Source organism: Nonomuraea phyllanthi, from assembly GCF_006334985.2.
GTDB lineage: Bacteria > Actinomycetota > Actinomycetes > Streptosporangiales > Streptosporangiaceae > Nonomuraea > Nonomuraea phyllanthi.
Map to the genome: position 1 here is coordinate 149,980 of NZ_VDLX02000010.1, position 16,673 is coordinate 166,652.

Here is a 16,673-nt window from a genome sequence, read left to right on the forward strand (position 1 = left end):
GCTGAACGGCAGGGGAGCACACGATGACCATGGCACTGCGCTTCTCCGAGATCGACGCGGGAAGCCTGGCCGAGGTGGGCGGCAAGGCCGCGAACCTGGGCGAGCTGACCAGGGCCGGCCTGCCCGTCCCGCCCGGATGGGTGCTCACCACGGAGGCCTACCGCCAGGTCGCGCAGGGCCTCGACCCGAGCGGTGACGGGCTCGCCGAGCGCGCCAGGCGGCACCTGCTGGAGGCCCCGGTGCCGGCCGCCGTGCACGAGGCGATCGTCAAGTCGTACACGGAGCTCGGCGCCGAGCTGGGCGGCGACGTGCCGGTCGCGGTGCGCTCGTCGGCCACCGCCGAGGACCTGCCGTACGCCAGCTTCGCCGGCCAGCAGGACACCTACCTCAACGTGATCGGCTCCGAGGCCGTCGTGGACGCCGTACGCCGCTGCTGGGCCTCGCTCTGGACCGACCGCGCGGTCGCCTACCGCGAGGCCAACGGCATCGACCACGCCGCCGTGCGGCTCGCGGTCGTCGTGCAGGTGATGGTGGACGCGCGGGTGGCGGGCGTGATGTTCACCGCCAACCCGGTGACCGGGCGGCGGCGCGAGGCCGTCATCGACGCGAGCCCCGGCCTCGGCGAGGCCGTCGTCTCCGGCGCGGTGAACCCCGACCGGTTCGTCGTGGACGGCGGCCGGATCCTCGAACGCCACGCCGGCGACAAGCGCCTGTCCATCCGGTCGGTGCCCGGCGGCGGCACGGAACGCGTCGAGACCCCGTACGAGGGCCTGTGCCTGACCGACGACCAGGTGCGCGCGCTGGCCGAGCTCGGCGCCCGCGTGGAGGATCACTACGGCGCCCCCCAGGACACCGAATGGGCGCTCGACGAGCACGGCGAGCTCTGGCTCACCCAGGCCAGGCCGATCACCACGCTCTACCCGCTGCCCGAGCGGACCAGGCCGGGCCTTCGGGTGTACTTCTCGGTCAACGTCGCCCAGGGCGTCATGGGGCCCATCACCCCGATGGGCCGGTCGGCGATCAGGGTGATCAGCGGCGGGGCGGCCGGCATGTTCGGCTACGGCCCCGCCGACCCGCGCGACGGCGCGCCGTTCCTGTCCGTGTCGGGGCAGCGCCTGTGGTTCGACCTCACCACGGCCGTGCGCAGCCGCGTCGGCCGCGCCCTGGCGCCGCGCATGCTCACGCTGGGCGAGGCGCGCGCCGTCCCCGTCTTCGAGCAGCTGATCGGCGATCCGCGGCTCTCGCTGGTCCAGACCTCGCGCCGGCCGGCGCTGCGCGCGCTGCTGCGCTTCGCCCGCCGCATCCACGCGCCCTCGCGGGCCCTGCTCGCGCTCACCAGGCCGGCCAAGGCCCTGGAGTACGCCACCGGCATCGGCGACCGGCTCGACCGGCGCCTCCAGGTGCCCGACTCCGCCACCCCGGCGCAGCGCATCGACCACGCCGAACGGGTGCTCACCCACACGTTCGCCACCATCGTCTCGGTCATGCCGATGGCGGTCGCCGGCTACGGCCTGTTCGCGCTGGCGTCCAAGCTCTCCGGCGTGCCGCTGAGCGACATGCAGGACATCCTGCGCAGCCTGCCCAACAACCCCACCACGGAGATGGACCTGGAGCTGTGGGACCTGGCCACCCGCATCGAGGCGGAGCCGTTCAGGGAGCAGCCGGTCGCCGAGCTGGTGCGCCGCTACCGCGCCGGTGAGCTCCCGCCGGTCGCCCAGCGCGAGATCGCCGCGTTCCTGCGCACGTACGGCCACCGCGGCGTCGCGGAGATCGACCTGGGCGTGCCGCGCTGGTCCGATGAGCCCGCGCACATCCTCGGCGTGCTGGCCAACTATTTGCGCATGGACGGCGCCGCCGACCTCGCTCCCCCCGCCCTGTTCGCCAAGGGGGCGCAGGAGGCGCGCGCGGCCATCGACCGCGTGGCCGCCGCCGCCCGGCGCAGGGGCCGGTGGCGGGCCGCGGTGGTGCGCTTCGGGCTGCGGCGCACGCGGCAGTTCGCGGGGCTGCGCGAGCTGCCCAAGTTCTACGTGGTCAAGACCCTCGCCGGGATACGGCGGAGCATGCTGAAGGTGGGGGAGCACCTCGTGGAGAGCGGCGTGCTCGGCTCGGCGCCGGACGTGTTCTTCCTGGGCATGGAGGAGGTCAGGGCCGCCCTGGGCGGCGGCGACCTGCGGCAGGTGGTGGCGGAGCGGAGGGCGGCGTACGAGCAGGAGTCGCGCCGCAGACACGTGCCCCGGGTGCTGCTGTCCGACGGCACCGAGCCGGAGGCGCTCGCCTCCGCCGACTCGGCGGCAGGCGCGCTGACCGGCACTCCCGCGTCGGCGGGCACGATCAAGGGTGTCGCCAGGGTGGTGCTCGACCCGATCGGCGCCCACCTGGAGCCGGGCGAGATCCTGGTCTGCCCCTCGACCGACCCCGGCTGGACGCCGCTGTTCCTGACGGCGGGCGGGCTGGTGATGGAGATGGGCGGCGCGATGTCGCACGGCGCGGTGGTGGCCAGGGAGTACGGCATCCCGGCCGTCGTCGGCGTCGCCGACGCCACCCACCGCATCACCACGGGCCAGGAGATCGAAGTGAACGGCGCGGCGGGCACCGTAACGCTAATGTGATCAAATGCCCGAAGCGTACTGGAATCACAACGTCCACTACCAGCGGCTCGTGCTGGACCTCGTGCCCGAAGGCTGCGAGCGGGCGCTCGACGTCGGCTGCGGTGACGGGTTGCTGGCGAGCCGGCTGGCCGCGCGGGTGCCGCTCGTGACGGGCGCGGACCGGAACGCCGAGGCCGTCGCGATGGCCCGGCGGCAGCACGGCCACCTGGACAACGTCACGTTCGTGGAGTGCGACTACCTCGACGACCCGGCGGGGACCCTTTCCGAGGGCAAGTACGACCTCGTCACCGCCGTCGCCGTCCTCCACCACGCCGACTTCCGCCAGGCGACGGACGCCCTGGCGCGCCTGCTCGCGCCCGGCGGGCGGCTCGTGGTCATCGGCCTCGGCCAGGACCGCTCGCTCGTCGACTGGGCGGTCCGCCTCGCCGGCCAGGCTGCCTCGCACGCGATGCAGCTGCGCCACGGCCGCAAGCGCGGTCCCGGCGTACCGGCGATGGACGCCGTCATGCCCTGGGGAGAGATACGGCGGGCGGCCCGCCGGCTGCTGCCCGGCTGCCGCTTCCGCCGCCTCCTCCTCCGCCGCTACCTGCTCGTGTGGGACAAGCCGAGGTAGCTCGGCGCGCCGCCCTCCTGGCCGGCCGGGGTGGCTCGGCGCGCCGCCCTCGCGTCCGGCCGGGCACCGCCTCGTGGCCGGCCGGGGTGGCTCAGGGCAGCACCACCTCGTCGTAGCGGGCCTTCATCGTGGCCACCACCTCGTCGGGGTCGGCGGCCCAGACGTCGGCGTTGAAGATCTCCACCTCGACGTCGCCCGCGTAGCCCGCGTCGAGCACGGCCCGGGTGATCGGCCCGAAGTCGATCACCCCGTCGCCCATCATGCCCCGCCCGAGCAGGATGTCCTGCGGCAGCGGGTGCAGGTAGTCGCACACCTGGTACGAGGCGATCCGCCGGCCGGCCCGCGCGATGTCCTCGAACACCCGCGGGTCCCACCACACGTGGAACGTGTCGACCACCACGCCGACCTGCTCCTCCGGATGGGCCAGGCTCAGGTCGAGCGCCTGGCCCAGCGTCGACAGCACCGCGCGGTCGGGGCAGTAGATCGGGTGCAGCGGCTCCAGGGCCAGCTTCACGCCGCGCTCCCCGGCGTAGGGGGCGAGCTCGGCCAGCGCCTCGGCGACCCGCTCGCGCGCCCCGGACACGTCACGCGAGAACCCGGCCGCGGGCAGGGACTCGCCGGGCCGCACGCCCGGCAGGCCGCCCACCACCATCACCAGGCACGCCGCCGACAGCTCGGCCGCCTCGTCGATGGCCCGGCGGTTGTCGTCCAGGGCCCGCGCGAACGCCTCGCCGCCGGCGGTCAGGAAGCCGCCCCGGCACAGCGACGACACCCGCAGCCCGGCCTCGCGCACCAGCTTCACGCTCTGCGCCAGGCCCTGCTCGGCGACCTTCTCCCGCCACAGCCCGACCGCCTCCAGGCCGTGCCGTACGCACCCGTCCACGGCCTCGGCCACGGACCAGTGCCGGGTCGTCCACTGGTTCAGCGACAGGCTCATCGGCCGTTCACCGCCAGCAGGGCCTTCATGCGGCGCACGGCCAGCTCCTGGTCGGCCAGCAGGCCGGCCTGGTCGGCCAGGCGGAACACCTCCGACAGGTGCCGCAGCGAGCGGGCCGACTGGGCGCCGTTCACCATGGCGAACGCGTCCTGGTGGCCGTTCAGCCAGGCCAGGAAGACGATGCCGGTCTTGTAGTGGTACGTCGGCGCCTCGAAGATCTTCCGCGACAGCGGCACGGTCGGGGCGAAAATCTCGTCATAGCGGTCCAGGTCGCCGGCGTCGAGCGCGTGCAGGGCCGCGGCGGCCGCCGGGGCGATGGCGTCGAAGATGCCGAGCAGCGCGTGCGAGCCCGACCTGATCAGCGACGGGTAGTTGAAGTCGTCGCCGGTGTAGAGCTTGACGCCCTCGGGCAGGTCGGCGCGCAGCCGTACCTCGTGCTCCTCGTCCAGCAGCGACACCTTCACGCCGTCCACCATCGCGGCGTGCGCGTGCACCAGCTCCAGGAACGACTCCGTGGCCGCCGCCACGTCGCGCGAGCCCCAGTAGCCGGCCAGCTGCGGGTCGAACATCTCCCCCAGCCAGTGCAGGATGACCGGCCGGTCCGTCAGGCCGAACAGCTTGCCGTACACCTGGTGGTAGTCGCCCGGTCCCGTCGCCGTCCTGGCGAGCTGGCGGGAGGCCATGACGATCACCCCGGCGCCGGCCGACTGGACGGCCTCGATCTGCTCGGCGTACGCGGCGATGATCGTGTTCAGGTCGGAGGCCTGGGAGGCGTGGTCGGTGCCCGCGCCGCACGAGACCAGCGTCGCCGGGTCGCCGTACGAGCGGGCCTCGGCGGCGCTGAGCCGGATGAGCTCCTTGGTGGCCGCCCAGTCCAGGCCCATGTTGCGCTGCGCGGTGTCCATGGCGTCCGCCACGCGCAGGCCGTGCGACCACAGGTGGCGGCGGAAGCGCAGGGTGGCGTCCCAGTCGACGGCGGCGGGGGAGCCGGGCGTGTTGTCGCCCAGCGGGTCGGCCACCACGTGGGCCGCGGCGTACACGACGCGGCTCGCGGGCGGCTTGCCCGGCACCGGCCACTCGACGGGCTCGCGCAGCTCGTACGCGCCGAACCCGGGCAGGTCGATCGTCGTCACAGGCCCGGCACCTCGATCCTGCGGCCCTCGGCGTTGGAACGCAGGCCCAGCTCGGCCAGCTGCACGCCGCGGGCGCCCGAGGCGAAGTCGTTCGGGAACGGCGCGTCCTCCACCACGTGCCGGACGAACGCCTCCCACTGCACCTTGAACCCGTTGTCGAACTCGGCGTTGTCCGGCACCTCCTGCCAGCCGTCCCGGAAGCGGGCCGTGGCCGGCAGGTCGGGGTTCCAGACGGGCTTGGGGGTGGCGGAGCGGTGCTGCACCCGGCAGTTGCGCAGGCCCGCGACGGCGCTGCCGTGCGTGCCGTCCACCTGGAACTCGACCAGCTCGTCGCGGTTCACCCGGACCGTCCAGGACGAGTTGATCTGCGCGATGATGCCGCCTTCGAGCTCGAAGATCCCGTACGCGGCGTCGTCCGCGGTGGCCTGGTACGTCCTGCCCTGCTCGTCCACGCGGGACGGGAGGTGCGTCACGGCGCGGGCGTAGACGGACTGGACGCGGCCGAACAGGTTCTCCATCACGTAGTGCCAGTGCGGGAACATGTCCAGCACGATGCCGCCGCCGTCCTCGGCACGGTAGTTCCACGACGGGCGCTGCGCCTCCTGCCAGTCGCCCTCGAACACCCAGTAGCCGAACTCGCCCCGGACCGACAGGATGCGGCCGAAGAAGCCGCCGTCGATCAGCCGCTTCAGCTTGAGCAGGCCCGGGAGGAACAGCTTGTCCTGCACCACGCCGTTCTTCACGCCCTTGGCCGCGGCCGCCTCGGCCAGCGCCACCGCCTCGTGCGTCGACTCGGCGGTGGGCTTCTCGGCGTAGATGTGCTTGCCCGCCTCGATGGCCTTCAGCACGGCTTTGACCCGGGCGCTGGTGACCTGGGCGTCGAAGTAGATCAGGTTGTCGTCGTCGGCGAGGGCGGAGTCGAGGTCCGTGGTGAACTCCGAAAGCCCATGCTTCGCCGCGATATCTGCCAATTTATCGGCGTTTCTGCCGACAAGTACCGGCTTGAGCTTCACCCTGCCGCCGTCCGAGAGCGTGACACCGCCCTGCTCGTTGATGGCCAGGACGGAACGGACCAGGTGCTGGCGGTAGCCCATTCGCCCGGTGACGCCGTTCATCACGACGCCTATGGTGCGCACGCTCATCGAGGATCCTTTCAGGACAACAAGTGGAAAGCGCTTTCCCGAACCGTACGGCCGCGCCGCCGACGCCGTCAAGTGTTCATACCCCTCAGCGCCCGCGCAGTACCGGCCGATCCCGCCTGCACCGCAGGTCCCTGTGGAGGCTCCCGAACGCGGAGGAGGGCGGCAGGCGCTCAGGCTCCTGCCGCCCTCCCACGAGCGGTTTCGGTGATGTGCGAGGTCAGGGCAGGGCGGCCACCAGCTCGCGCACCGGCTTGCGCGCGCCCGTGTAGAACGGGATCTCCACGCGGGTGTGGCGGCGCGCCGCCGCCCCCCGCAGCGTGCGCATCAGGTCGACGATCCGGTGCAGCTCGTCGGCCTCGAACGCCAGCATCCACTCGTAGTCGTTGAGCGAGAAGCACGCGACCGTGTTGGCCCGCACGTCGGGGTAGTCGCGCGCCATCCGGCCGTGCTCGGCCAGCATGACGCGGCGCTCGGTGTCGTCGAGGAGGTACCACTCGTACGACCGCACGAACGGATAGACGCTCACGTAGGCGCGCGGCTCCTCCTCGGCGAGGAAGGCGGGCACGTGCGACTTGTTGAACTCGGCCGGCCGGTGCAGCGCCATCGCCGACCAGACGGGCCTGCTGTGCCGGCCCAGCTCGGTGCGGCGGAACCTGGAGTAGACGTCCTGGAGGTCCTCGGGCGTGGGCGCGTGCCACCAGAACATGAAGTCGGCGTCCGCCCGCAGCCCGGCCACGTCGTAGACCCCCCTGGTCACGACGCCCTTGCCGGCGGCCTGCTCCAGCAGCTCCTCGACCTCGCCCGCCAGGCCGTCGCGGTCGACGGGACACGGCTCGGTCGCCTGGAAGACCGACCACATCGTGTAACGGATCACCTGGTTGAGATCGCGGGCCTTGAGCCGCGGGGCAGCCTCTGTCATGTCTGTCATTCTCCTCGCTGGGACAGGTGGTCCAGAATCCGGGCCGCGGCCGTACGGGCCGTGCCGACGCAGGCCGGGATGCCGATGCCGTCGTAGGCGGCGCCGCAGACGGCCAGACCGGGCTCCACGGCCACCGCCGCGCGCACCCTGGCCACCCGGTCGAGGTGGCCCACGTTGTACTGCGGCAGGGCGCCGCCCCAGCGCGCGACCCTGCTGTCGATCGGCAGGCCGCTCGCGCCCATCACGTCGGCCATCTCGGCGGTGGCCAGCGACACCAGCTCGGTGTCGTCGCGCTGGAGCAGGTGCTCCTCGCCGACCCGGCCGATCGAGCAGCGCAGCAGCACCATGTCCTTGGCCAGGTGGGGCCACTTGACCGAGCTGAACGTGACCGCCTTGACCGGCCGCTTCTCGACCGGCGGAACGAGGTAGCCGCTGGAGGACGGCGGCTCGGGGAAGGCGCTGATCGGGTACGCGAGCGTGACGATGGCCATGCTGGCGTACTCGATCCTGGCCAGCTCGGCCGCGGCCTTGGGCACCTCGGCCTTGAGCAGCCGGGCGGCGGAGGGCCCCGGCGTGGCCACGATCACCGCGTCGGCGTGGACGACCTCGGGCCTCGGGACCGGCCCGGTGACGAGCCGCCAGCCGTCGCCGTCCCTGTGCAGCTCGCGTACGGTGACGCCGGTCCTGATGTCGGCGCCCGACGCCTTGGCGACCGCCTCGGGCAGGCCGCCGACGCCGTTGCGCAGCGAGGCGAAGACCGGCCCCGCGTCCTTCGGCGTCTCCTCGACGATCTGCCTGGCCCCGCTCAGCAGCGACCGCTCGGAACGGGCCAGCGCCGCCACGCGCGGCATCGTGGCCTCCAGCGACAGCATGTCGGAGCGGCCCGCGTAGACGCCGCCCAGCAGCGGCTCGACCAGCCGGTCGACGATCTCGCCGCCCATCCTGGCGCGGATGTAGGCGGCCACGGAGACGTCGGTGCGCACGAGAGTGGCGGGCAGGATCTGGTCGAGCGGCACGCGCAGCAGCCCGCCGGGCGAGACGATGCCCGACTTCGCCAGCTCGGTCAGGTCGGCGGGCACGCCCATGACCTGGCCCTTCGGCATCGGGCGCAGCTCGCCCCTGGTGTAGATGGCCGAGCGGGTGGTGCCCGGATGCACCAGGTCGTCGCCGAGCCCGACCGCCCTGGCCAGCTCCGTGGCCTCGGGCCGCCGGGCCAGCATGGCCTCCGCGCCCGCGTCCACGCTCACCCCGGCCACCTCCGAGGCGTACAGCTTGCCGCCGATCCGCGACCCGCCCTCCAGCACGGTCACCTTGACCCGCTCGCCCGCGCCCTGGCGGAGGTGCCACGCCGCGGCGAGACCGGAGATCCCCGCACCGATGACGACCACGTGTGCCCTGTTGCCTGCCACGTTCCCTTCCACGCCTCCTGACGCTACCGCCTTCCCGGGGCGCCCCGCCTCTCAGGTCGGCGGCACCACGCGGGGAAGGAGTGACCGTACCGTGATCGCCCGCGTCAAACCGGGGCGCTTCGCAGGCCGTCGTAAGGGCATGAGGAGAATCCGGTACGGAATCGCACTCACCTTCGCCTGCTCGGCCTTATTCCTGGCCGGGTGCGGCGGGGGCTCCGCCGTGGAGTCGGCCGCCCGCGAGCCGGCCGATGCGCCCGCCATGGCCCAGGGCGATCGGCCCAAGATGCGGGCGACGCCGCAACCGTCGAAGAGCAGCCGCGAGAAGAGCCCCGTCTCGAACGTGGCCCTGACCCAGCAGGACCGCCAGGTCATCTACACCGGCCGGCTGACGGTGCGCGCCAAGCAGGTCCCCGCCGCCGTGCAGCAGGCCAAGCAGATCGTGACGTCGGCGGGCGGCCACCTGTCCAAGGAGGAGAGCAACTCGGCCGGCGGCACCAAGGACACGGCCACGCTGGAGTTCAAGATCCCGCCCGACAAGTACGCGGGCGTGCTCGTACAGCTGGGCAAGGACCTCGGCAAGCAGCTGTCCATGACGCAGGGCACCGAGGACGTCACCATGAAGGTGGCCGACGTCGAGAGCCGGCTGAAGTCGGCGCAGGAGTCGCTGGAGTCGCTGCGCACGCTGCTGAAGAAGGCCGACACCATCGGGCAGGTCCTGGAGGTCGAGCGGGAGATCAGCTCGCGCGAGTCGGACCTGGAGTCGCTGCAGGCGCAGCAGAAGGAGCTGGCCACGCAGGTCGCCATGGCCACGCTGACGCTGCGGCTGGTCGGGCCGGTCGTCGCCGTCGAGGAGCCGGAGGAGGAGCCCGCGGGCTTCCTGGCCGGGCTCAAGGCGGGCTGGTCGGCGCTGGTGTCGTTCGTGCAGGTGGCGCTGACGGTGCTCGGCGCGGTGCTGCCCTGGCTGGGCGTCTCGCTGCCGGTGGTCGTCCTGGTGATCTTCCTCGTCCGGCGGGACCGCGCCAGGCGTCCGCGCGCCCCCGTGCCGCCACGCGGGCCCGGCGGCCCGAACCCGGGTGCCACCGTGCCGCCGCACGGGCCCGGCGGCCCGAACCCGGGTGCCGCCATGCCGCAGCGCGGACCCGGCGGCCCTGACCCGGAGGCGGCCTGAGCGCGGTGCCTGACCGGCGGGGCGGTCAGCCGGCCTCGTGGACCAGGTCGGTGAGGCGCTTGAGCTGGTCGGGGTCGGTCGAGGGCAGCACGCCGTGCCCCAGGTTGAACACGTGCCCCTCGGCCGCCCGCCCCCGCCGCAGCACCTCGCGCGCCTTGCGCTCGACGACTTCCCACGGCGCCAGCAGCACGGCCGGATCGAGGTTGCCCTGCAGCGCCCGGCCGGGGCCCACCCGGCGGGCCGCCTCGTCGAGCGGCACCCGCCAGTCCACGCCCACCACGTCGGCCCCGGCCTCGCCCAGCAGGCCGAGCAGCTCGCCCGTGCCGACGCCGAAGTGGATGCGCGGCACGCCCGTCAGGCCCTCGAAGATGCGCCGCGTGTGGGGCAGCACGAACTCGCGGTAGTCGGCCGGCGCCACCGCCCCCACCCAGGAGTCGAAGAGCTGCACGGCCGAGGCCCCCGCCGCGACCTGGAGGCGCAGGTGCGTGAGGACGATCTCCGACAGCCGCTCCATGAGCGCGTGCCACAGCTCCGGCTCGCCGTACATCATGGCCTTGGTCTTGTCGTGGTTCTTCGACGGGCCGCCCTCGATGAGGTAGGACCCGAGCGTGAACGGCGCCCCGGCGAAGCCGATCAGCGGCGTGCCGCCCAGCTCGCCGGTCAGGGCCTGGATGGCCTCGGTGACGTACGGGATGTCGTCCGGCTCCAGCGGGCGCAGCGCGCCGAGCCCCTTGGCGTCGCGGATCGGGTCGGCCACGACGGGGCCGACGCCCGGCTTGATGTCGAGGTCGACGCCGATGGCCTTGAGCGGGACCACGATGTCGCTGAAGAAGATCGCGGCGTCCACCCCGTAGCGCCGCACCGGCTGCATGGTGATCTCGACGATCATGTCGGGCGTCGAGCAGGCGGTGAGCATCGGCACACCCTCGCGGACCCGCAGGTATTCCGGCAACGACCGCCCGGCCTGGCGCATGTACCAGACCGGGGTGTGCGGAACGGGCTGGCGGCGGCAGGCACGCAGGAACGCTGAGTCGGCGAGGTTCACCCCACAAGGGTGCCATGGGAGTGCGGCGGTCATGACACGGGCGTGAGGTGTCGGAAAACCATCGATGGCAGACCCCAAAGCATGATCAGATAGCCAGATGAAGGTTTACCGGTCTGCTCGGCATCGGCGCCGCACTCGGGTCGAACACACCCCATGCCCGGCAAGAGAGCCGGTCTCGACTGGGCCAAATGTTCGCCAACCCACCGCGCGGCACCGATTCAGTGACCACTTTCGGGACACGCCGAGCGCGTTGCGGGGAAATGTCAGCGGGTCGTGCCAACGTCGTTGCCACGACCCGAAGAAAGGCCCCAATGCGATGACGTGTGCGATGACCCGTGCGATGACCGCGTTGTGGAGTTCCCCTGAGCACCGCAGTGAGCATTGCGCGCCGTGCGCAGGTGAGCGGCCGTTCGAGCAGCCGCCGTGCGCCGATGGTCACGAGCCCGGCCACTGCCCCGAGTGGGCCTGCGTCGAGTGCGGGCACGCGATCATTCTCGGCACCGCCGCATCCATCCGACCGGCTCGCCAGTTCGTTACGGCAACGGCTTGATCACGAAGGATGAGCACCCCCGTGGTCCCCTTCCGCCCGTCTTCGACCTACGCTTCCGCTATGACACTCGGTGAGCGGCCCCCTCCCGCGGTGTTCACGCGCGCCGCGGAGAGCATGAGGCTGGCCGAGGTCAGGCCGGAGATCGAGCTCGAGGACCTGCCCGCCCCGCAGCGGCTGGCCCCCTACGCGGCCGCCATCGGCGCGTCGGTCTACCGCGACGACGACGAGCTCGCGGTCGGCCGGCTCATCCTGCTCTACGACCCCGAGGGGCAGCGCGGGTGGGAGGGCCCGTTCCGGCTGGTGGCCTACGTCAGGGCCGACATGGAGCCGGAGATCACCTCCGACCCGCTGCTCGGGCCGGTCGCCTGGAGCTGGCTGACCGAGGCGCTGGACGCGCACCAAGCCGACTACTCCGCCGCTGGCGGTACGGTGACAAGAGCCGTGTCAGAGGGGTTCGGCAACAAGGCCGAAGACCCGGTCACGACCGAGCTGGAGTTGCGGGCGTCCTGGTCCCCCGCCCAGGAGGATCTTTCCGGCCACGTCGCCGCCTGGTGCGACCTCATGTGCCTGGCGGCGGGGATGCCGCCGCTCCCGCCCGACGTGTCCGCCCTTCCCCGCCGCCGTGACGATTCAGAGAGTGACCGTACGAAGTGAGGGCACAAGTCAAGACAGCACCAGCGTCATGAGGCCGGTGAGCTCATGACAGAAGAACGCACCGTCGAGCCGCTGCTCGAACCGCGCGAGGGCATCCCGCCGGTCATCGCGGACTCCGCCGGGCTGGCCGGAGTCGTTACGCGGTTCGCGGCCGGCACCGGCCCTGTCGCGGTCGACGCCGAGCGCGCCTCCGGCTACCGCTACGGCAACCGCGCCTATCTCGTTCAGCTGAGACGCGCCGGCGCCGGCACCGCGCTGATCGACCCGATCGGCTGCCCCGACCTGTCCGCGCTCGACGCGGCCGTGGCCGACGCGGAGGTCGTGCTGCACGCCGCCTCGCAGGACCTGCCGTGCCTGATGGAGGTGGGGTTCAGGCCGCGGCGGATGTTCGACACGGAGCTCGCGGGCCGCCTGCTCGGCTACGAGCGGGTGGGGCTCGGCACGATGGTCGAGACCGTGCTCGGGCTGCGGCTGGAGAAGGGCCACTCGGCGGCCGACTGGTCGACCAGGCCGCTGCCCGAAGACTGGCTGCGATACGCCGCGCTCGACGTGGAGGTGCTGGTCGAGCTCCGCGACATGCTCCATGAGGAGCTGGCCGAGAGCGGGAAGCTGGAGTGGGCGCGCGAGGAGTTCGCCGCCGTGCTGGGCACGCCGCCGCCCGTGCCGCGCTCCGACCCGTGGCGGCGCACCTCGGGCATTCACAAGGTGCGCAACGTGCGCGCGCTGGCGATCGTGCGGGAGCTGTGGCTCATGCGCGACAGGATCGCGCGTGAGGCCGACCTCGCTCCCGGCCGGGTGCTGCCCGACTCCGCGATCGTGACGGCCGCGCTGGAAGGGCCCCGTACCAAGAAGGCCTTGACCGAAATATCCGCATTCACCGGGCGGAGCGCCCGGCGGCACATGAGCGACTGGCTCGCCGCCGTGACCCGCGCCCGCGGGCTGCCCGAGAGCCAGCTCCCGGCGCCCAGCACGCCCGGCGACGGGCCGCCGCCGCCCAACCGCTGGGCCGACCGCGATCCGGCCGCCGCCAAACGCCTGGCCGCCGCCCGCGCGGTGGTGGCGGGGCTGGCCGAGCAGCACCACATGCCCACGGAGAACCTGCTGCAACCCGACGCCGTACGCCGGCTGACGTGGGAGCCGCCCGCGGAGATCACCGAGGAGACCGTGACCGCCAGGCTGCGGGAGCTGGGGGCGCGGGAGTGGCAGCTCTCGCTGACGGCCCATCCCATCACCAAGGCCCTGGTCCGCCTGGAGCCCCGCGGCGACCACTGATCGGCCGGGCCGTCCTGGTTGCCTGGGGGGAAGCCCGCGGCGACCACTGGACGCGTTGTGGCGCTGCTCCCGGACAGGAGACTCCCTTCTGGGGGCGCTTGCAGGCGGGGCCTTCCTGCGGTGCGGCCCGCGGGCGGATGCGCGACACCTGCACCGTGCCGACGGACCCGAAGTTCCCCAAAACCAAGCAGTGATCTATCCCGTTTGTCAGAATCGGTGTGATCCTTCGATGCGTGTGGGCGTTGCCTGGGGGTGGCACGTTCCAAGAAGCGGGCGGGGTGATGAGCGGATCAGGGCGGCGGGCGACAGGCCGGCATGCGGCAGGCCGCTCGCGACGTGGCCGGCGCGCGCGGCGGCGCGGGAGCGGGCGGCGGTGGACCGTCGGCGCGCTGGCGCTGGCCGGAGGGGCGGCCGCGGTGCTCAGCGTGAACGGCGCGCTGACCGGGGGAGTGCTCGGCGGGACGCTGACCCGAGGAGTTCTAGGACCGGCGCTGTCTGGAGGAACGCTCGGCGAGACGCTGACCGGCGGCGTGCTGGGGGAAGCGCTCACCGGCGGGAGGCCCACCGTGACCGCCGGGCGGCGGCCGGGCCGGGCGAGCGGGCAGGAGGCCGGGGCGGGGCGGGCGGGTGAGCAGGCAGGACCGTCCGGCACCGCCAGGACCGGAGGGGACGGCGGCGCGGAGGCGAGCGCGCGCCCCAGATCACGAGAGGCGCAGAAGACCGAGCCCGCCATGCCCGAGCCCGCCATGTCCGGGTCCACCGCGCCCCGGTCCACCGCGCCCGAATCGGCCGTAACGGGCCCGTCGGCATCCGAGCCGCCGGCGAAGGCGAGCCCCGGCGGCCTGGTGGAGGGCAGCACGGACTACAGGGCGGACGGGCCGTCGCGGCACACCGACCAGCGGGCGGCGGAGTACTTCCGCACACACTGGGACGCGAACGACAAGGCGTCGAAACGCCTCAAGGACATCCGCACAGTCGGTGGCTATCTGCGCATATATACCGATTTACCGGAAACCGCGGACAACTCTTCCCAGGCGATCACCCTGTGCAGGCGCGGCCTCGCCTACCTGCGCTCGCTCGGCGTCACCCACCCGATCGTGTTCGTCCAGGCGGAGTTCGGCGAGAACGGGAACCCCGTCCTCGCCAACATCCTCGGCCCGTCCGACACCAGTTGCCGGGTCACCTACCCCGAGCCCGGCTAGCACGCCTACCGGACCCGTACGCGCGTCTTGGAGCACACGTCGCACCGTTGCGTCACGACCCGCCCGATCGTCTCGATCGTCACCCACCGGTGCCGAAGATGCACCAAACGCACATGAAACTCCTACGCGAGGCAGTCACCCGTGGGTTCAAGCGTCTCTGACCAGCTTAGCGATCCCAGGGAAGACATGGTGCCTGGGATCGTTTCCCATCGTGGCGGCGTGGCGTGTACGTGCAGGTGGAAGCCTGCACCTAACGCCGCTCCGCGTGGTCGGTGCCGTGTGGTGGGGGTGCTGGTCGTCGCCCCGCCCTGGTGCCGGTGAGCTGCGCGGGGCAACGGCCGGTCCGTTGATGCGGGTCCCTCCGGACGCTGTCCGGCAGGCGCCAGGGGGCGTGCCGGGGAGGGTGCCCTGCGTCGCCTGGGCGCGGGGCATGTGGTGCTGCGCCGGGTTGGTCCGGTCTTTGACCGATCTGTCCGGTCAGTCTTCGGGGTGTTCGGGGTGATGAGCGCCTGGGCTTCGAGGGATTCGCTCACCGAGCGGATTGCCATGGTCGCGGTTGTGCGCTCCACGCTGGTCTGGGTTTGGTGGGTCAGGCCGCGGGCGGCGATGCGCTGCCAGGCGCCCTGATCGCGGTCGCCTTGCCAGCCGCATGCGGGGTTGGGGCAGCTGGCCCCTTTCCATCCGCTGATCGCTGGCCTGTCGGGGGCTTTGCAGTGGCGCAGCACCGTCAGGCAGCGCGGGCAGTGCCGGGAGGTGTTGCGGGCGGGGAGGGTGACAACGGCGATGCCCGCCTCGGCGGCGAGGTGCCGGATGCGGTGGGCGATCCGGCCGCGCACGGTCTGTGACAGCCGGGTGTTGAGGGTGCGGCCCATCCCGCTCGCTTCCAGCGAGCGCAAGTCTTCGAGATAGATCACGCTCGCGTGGGCGGTGAGGGCTTGATCGACCGTCCAGCGGGCGGCCGCCCATGCGAGCGCGCCGTTGAGGTGAGCGCGTCGGGCCGAGACGCGTCGGGCCTCCTCGGCCGACAGGGCGTGTCCGCCGGGAAGGGCCGGGCTCGGGGCACGTCCGTCGAGTAGGTGCTGGTGTTGGGTGGATTTGGCGTGGAGATGTTCGGACAGGCGGCGCAGGCGGTGTTGTTTGGCCAGCACTCCAGCCGCGCGGAAGCGGGCTCCGGAGCCGAGGGTGGTGATGCGGCCGTCGGGGTGTAAGCAGGCTGCCCCGGCGGGCAGGAGGGTTTTCAGGCCCCGGTCCACACCGAGCGCGACCGCGTGCCCGCGATGCCTTGCTTGGGGGACGGCGTGAGTAAAGGTGATCTCTGCGCGTACCCGTCCGTCCCGCACGTGCAGAGTCGGCAGGTGCAACGCCGCCCCGGCCGGGACCGTGACGGGCAGGCTGATCGGGCAAGCCACCCACGTCCAATCAGCGTACGAGCGCGGATCCGGCCGGGTGGGCAGCTGCAATCGCAGCACGACACGCCGTGGGTCGGCCTCCGAGCGTTCGAGAGCGGCCTGGTGCCGGTCGCAGGCGGCCAGCAGCAGCATCCGCGCCGCCCCTGGCACGCCCTCCAGCTCGAACAGATCCACCGGCAACCGCCCATGCGAGCGCACACCGCTTCGCTCCTCCACCCTGCCCCGCAGCAACACCCGCGTACACGCCATGCGACCCGTCTCGCCCTCGGCGAGCGGCACCTTCCACCTCACCGGCCACCTCCGCCCGCAGCCGCAGCATCGGCCGCACCCCTGGCACCCCAGTACACCTGTCCGCAGCCGCGCCGAAACTGCTGTCACCGACACCTCGCAGGCAGCCCTTGGCGCTTTGGCTCAACGGCGTGTCGAAGTTGCACGACCGCAACCCCGGCGCCACGTAGCGTAGTCGTCACATTACTACTTCTTGGTGCCGCAGGGTAGAACACACGAGCGATGGACTGATCCGGCAGGCGCTCACGACTGACCTACGCCACCACGGCCCTTGCAGGGGGTCCCAGAAGAGGAGGCGTCACTCGGCACACCGCGCAGACCTC

Annotated in this window: 13 protein-coding genes; 6 read left to right on the top strand and 7 right to left on the bottom strand. The window is 72.5% G+C overall.

Annotation, left to right across the window (positions count from 1 at the left end):
- The first annotated feature begins 23 nt into the window (after positions 1-23).
- A complete protein-coding gene (locus tag FH608_RS26395; protein ID WP_139633296.1) occupies positions 24-2,609 on the top strand; it encodes a PEP/pyruvate-binding domain-containing protein in 2,586 nt (861 codons plus the stop codon).
- Positions 2,610-2,613: 4 nt separating this feature from the next.
- Complete coding sequence (locus FH608_RS26400; RefSeq protein ID WP_139633297.1) at positions 2,614-3,222, top strand: class I SAM-dependent methyltransferase; 609 nt, start codon at positions 2,614-2,616, stop codon at positions 3,220-3,222.
- Positions 3,223-3,313: 91 nt separating this feature from the next.
- Here the strand turns inward: FH608_RS26400 and FH608_RS26405 are convergent, their stop codons facing one another.
- From FH608_RS26405 to hemG, 5 genes are all read right to left on the bottom strand, one after another.
- Positions 3,314-4,159 (bottom strand): sugar phosphate isomerase/epimerase family protein, encoded by an 846-nt coding sequence (locus FH608_RS26405; protein ID WP_139633298.1) that lies wholly within the window; start codon positions 4,157-4,159, stop codon positions 3,314-3,316.
- Positions 4,156-5,283, bottom strand: coding sequence for a dihydrodipicolinate synthase family protein (locus FH608_RS26410; protein ID WP_394367706.1), 1,128 nt, complete (start codon positions 5,281-5,283; stop codon positions 4,156-4,158). Before FH608_RS26410 ends, FH608_RS26405 begins: the two co-directional genes overlap by 4 nt.
- A gap of 5 nt (positions 5,284-5,288) precedes the next feature.
- A complete protein-coding gene (locus FH608_RS26415; protein WP_139633300.1) occupies positions 5,289-6,434 on the bottom strand; it encodes a Gfo/Idh/MocA family protein in 1,146 nt (381 codons plus the stop codon).
- 217 nt (positions 6,435-6,651) lie between these two features.
- Entirely contained in the window at positions 6,652-7,362 is a 711-nt protein-coding gene (hemQ, locus tag FH608_RS26420) for a hydrogen peroxide-dependent heme synthase (protein WP_139633301.1), read from the bottom strand.
- Positions 7,359-8,774 (bottom strand): protoporphyrinogen oxidase, encoded by a 1,416-nt coding sequence (gene hemG / locus FH608_RS26425; protein WP_226899916.1) that lies wholly within the window; start codon positions 8,772-8,774, stop codon positions 7,359-7,361. Before hemG ends, hemQ begins: the two co-directional genes overlap by 4 nt.
- Before the next feature lie 127 nt (positions 8,775-8,901).
- Between hemG and FH608_RS26430 the strand changes: the two genes are divergently transcribed.
- A complete protein-coding gene (locus FH608_RS26430; protein ID WP_193318626.1) occupies positions 8,902-9,930 on the top strand; it encodes a DUF4349 domain-containing protein in 1,029 nt (342 codons plus the stop codon).
- 25 nt (positions 9,931-9,955) lie between these two features.
- Here the strand turns inward: FH608_RS26430 and hemE are convergent, their stop codons facing one another.
- Entirely contained in the window at positions 9,956-11,008 is a 1,053-nt protein-coding gene (gene hemE, locus FH608_RS26435; RefSeq protein WP_139633304.1) for a uroporphyrinogen decarboxylase, read from the bottom strand.
- A gap of 577 nt (positions 11,009-11,585) precedes the next feature.
- On the opposite strand from hemE, the gene FH608_RS26445 reads away from it, so the two are divergent.
- From FH608_RS26445 to FH608_RS26455, 3 genes are all read left to right on the top strand, one after another.
- Positions 11,586-12,179: a DUF3000 domain-containing protein gene (locus FH608_RS26445; RefSeq protein WP_139633305.1), complete on the top strand. Its 594-nt coding sequence runs from the start codon at positions 11,586-11,588 to the stop codon at positions 12,177-12,179.
- A gap of 45 nt (positions 12,180-12,224) precedes the next feature.
- Positions 12,225-13,451, top strand: coding sequence for a ribonuclease D (locus FH608_RS26450; RefSeq protein WP_139633306.1), 1,227 nt, complete (start codon positions 12,225-12,227; stop codon positions 13,449-13,451).
- A 281-nt stretch (positions 13,452-13,732) separates the two neighbouring features.
- Positions 13,733-14,653 carry a hypothetical protein gene (locus FH608_RS26455; RefSeq protein WP_139633307.1) on the top strand — a complete coding sequence of 307 codons (921 nt, stop codon included), beginning with the start codon at positions 13,733-13,735 and terminating at the stop codon, positions 14,651-14,653.
- A gap of 122 nt (positions 14,654-14,775) precedes the next feature.
- Here FH608_RS26455 and FH608_RS26460 read toward each other — a convergent pair whose 3' ends face one another.
- On the bottom strand, positions 14,776-16,236 hold the full coding sequence (locus FH608_RS26460; protein WP_226899917.1) for a zinc ribbon domain-containing protein: 1,461 nt from the start codon (positions 16,234-16,236) through the stop codon (positions 14,776-14,778).
- Positions 16,237-16,673 lie beyond the last annotated feature (437 nt).

Excerpts from the sequence above, each read along its gene's own strand:
- FH608_RS26395 (WP_139633296.1), top strand. The coding sequence starts at position 24 with ATGACCATGGCACTGCGCTTCTCCGAGATCGACGCGGGAAGCCTGGCC.
- FH608_RS26400 (WP_139633297.1), top strand. The coding sequence starts at position 2,614 with ATGCCCGAAGCGTACTGGAATCACAACGTCCACTACCAGCGGCTCGTG.
- FH608_RS26405 (WP_139633298.1), bottom strand. The coding sequence starts at position 4,159 with ATGAGCCTGTCGCTGAACCAGTGGACGACCCGGCACTGGTCCGTGGCC.
- FH608_RS26415 (WP_139633300.1), bottom strand. The coding sequence starts at position 6,434 with ATGAGCGTGCGCACCATAGGCGTCGTGATGAACGGCGTCACCGGGCGA.
- hemQ (WP_139633301.1), bottom strand. The coding sequence starts at position 7,362 with ATGACAGACATGACAGAGGCTGCCCCGCGGCTCAAGGCCCGCGATCTC.
- FH608_RS26430 (WP_193318626.1), top strand. The coding sequence starts at position 8,902 with ATGAGGAGAATCCGGTACGGAATCGCACTCACCTTCGCCTGCTCGGCC.
- hemE (WP_139633304.1), bottom strand. The coding sequence starts at position 11,008 with ATGACCGCCGCACTCCCATGGCACCCTTGTGGGGTGAACCTCGCCGAC.
- FH608_RS26445 (WP_139633305.1), top strand. The coding sequence starts at position 11,586 with ATGACACTCGGTGAGCGGCCCCCTCCCGCGGTGTTCACGCGCGCCGCG.
- FH608_RS26450 (WP_139633306.1), top strand. The coding sequence starts at position 12,225 with ATGACAGAAGAACGCACCGTCGAGCCGCTGCTCGAACCGCGCGAGGGC.
- FH608_RS26455 (WP_139633307.1), top strand. The coding sequence starts at position 13,733 with ATGAGCGGATCAGGGCGGCGGGCGACAGGCCGGCATGCGGCAGGCCGC.